The organism is Xylophilus sp. ASV27, from assembly GCF_016428875.1.
GTDB lineage: Bacteria > Pseudomonadota > Gammaproteobacteria > Burkholderiales > Burkholderiaceae_C > Xylophilus.
Genome location: NZ_JAELTO010000233.1, coordinates 1 through 1,295 on the forward strand (window position 1 = coordinate 1; position 1,295 = coordinate 1,295).

Here is a 1,295-nt window from a genome sequence, read left to right on the forward strand (position 1 = left end):
CCCCCCCCCCCCCCCCCCCCCCCCCCCCCCCCCCCCCCCCCCCCCCCCCCCCCCCCCCCCCCCCCCCCCCCCCCCCCCCCCCCCCCCCCCCCCCCCCCCCCCCCTCCCCCCCCCCCCCCCGAGACCTACACTAGGTTCTCTTCGTCGGCAGCGTCAGATGTGTATAAGAGACAGGGACCGCCGCGGCCGTCGCGGCGCTCCCGAACTTTCCGCCACGGCCGGGTACCGTCGGCTCGGCCTTGCGCATGCCGGGGCGGTCGTCGCCGCGCACCGCCACCACGGGCTTGGGCGCGGGCTTGGGCGCCGCAGCCGGGGCGGCTTCGCCCTGCGCAGCGGGGGCATTGGCCGCATCGGCGGCTTCGGATGCAGGCTTCGCTTCACTTTCTGTAGCAGATAGCCCAGATTCCACCTGGGCTTCAGGCATTTTTTGCGGTTTTTCTTCGCCGGCGGCGGTCACGGCGGCCGCCGCGGCGGCCTGGCCGCGCAGGGCGGCGTCGAGGGCGGCCATGGCGGCGCGGATCTTCTGCGCGTCGCCGCCGGCGTTGGCGGCTTCCAGGGCCTTGGAGGCGTCGAGCACCACGCGGTCGTGCTCGCTCAGCGCGGTGGCGGCGCGCTCACGCTCGGAGGTCTTGCGGTTGAAGGCCTCGTCGATCGGCTTGCGGAAGGCGTCCCAGAGCTTCTGCTCCTGCCGGCGCTCCAGCGGCACGGCCTGGGCCTCGGCCTGCCAGCGCTGCTGCAGGGCCTTGACCGCGTCGATGCGCAGCACCGGCGCCGCGCCGATGGCGGTGGCTTCCTCGATCATGGCGTGGCGCAGGGCCAGGCTCTGCTTCTGGGCGGCTTCCAGCGGCGCGGCGGCGGCGGCGAAGGCCTCCTTCCAGAGCGGCTGGATTTCGGCGAAGGCCTTCTCGCCCAGGTGGCCGGCATCGCGCCAGCGGTCGGCGAACTGGTGCAGGCCGCGGCTGAGCGCCTTCAGGTCGCCGCTGGCGGCCTGGGCGGCGCCCCAGGCCTTGAGTTCCTCGATCAGCGCCAGGCGCTGGGCCTTGTGCTCGGCGGCGTCGGCCTTGACCTTCTCCAGCCAGGCCTCGACCACCTTGTGGGCTTCGTTGCAGGCCTCGTCGAAGCGCTTCCAGAGCGCATGGTTGGACGGGCCGCCCTGGTCGGTCTGCTTCCTGTCTCTTATACACATCTAAAATAGGGGGGGGGGGGGGGGGGGGGGGGGGGGGGGGGGGGGGGGGGGGGGGGGGGGGGGGGGGGGGGGGGGGGGGGGGGGGGGGGGGGGGGGGGGGGGGGGGGGG

At 75.8% G+C, this 1,295-nt stretch carries 1 pseudogene; it reads right to left on the minus strand.

The window, feature by feature from the left end:
• Nucleotides 1–232 precede the first annotated feature (232 nt).
• A pseudogene (locus tag JHD63_RS22565) lies at nucleotides 233–1,168 on the minus strand (DUF349 domain-containing protein); the annotation flags it as partial.
• Nucleotides 1,169–1,295: the final 127 nt, after the last annotated feature.